Source organism: Pseudorhodobacter sp. E13, from assembly GCF_003991405.1.
Lineage (GTDB): Bacteria > Pseudomonadota > Alphaproteobacteria > Rhodobacterales > Rhodobacteraceae > Pseudorhodobacter.
The window spans coordinates 1-283 of record NZ_RPEN01000058.1 but is presented as its reverse complement, the minus strand read 5'-3'; the positions used below and the strand labels follow the sequence as shown (position 1 = coordinate 283).

Below are 283 nucleotides of genomic sequence, written 5' to 3'. Positions count from 1 at the left end.
TGCCAATGGCGCGGCGGCCTTCAACCTCATCAGTAACACTCAGGTCCAGCCCAATGTGGCTTTCAACAACACCGCGTGGTCCATGTTCTGGGTCTGCCGTTTGTCGACCGCTACGTCGGGGCAACTCGCCCGGACGATCACCGGCGTCTCCGGCCAGTTCAGCCCACGGCTTTCCTTCAGCTCCAGCGCTGTGAATTTCGGGCTGTATCAGGGTGAGACCGCAACCTTCCGGTCTTCCGCGCTGCTCAGCAGCGGGTTCACCAATGTCACGACCTTGCTGATG

The 283-nt window shown here is 60.8% G+C and carries 1 protein-coding gene; it reads left to right on the top strand.

Features of this window, described 5'->3' with window-relative positions; all coding sequences use genetic code 11:
* The coding region (locus EGN72_RS19020; RefSeq protein ID WP_158623086.1) for a hypothetical protein at positions 1-283 on the top strand (283 nt) is incomplete at both ends.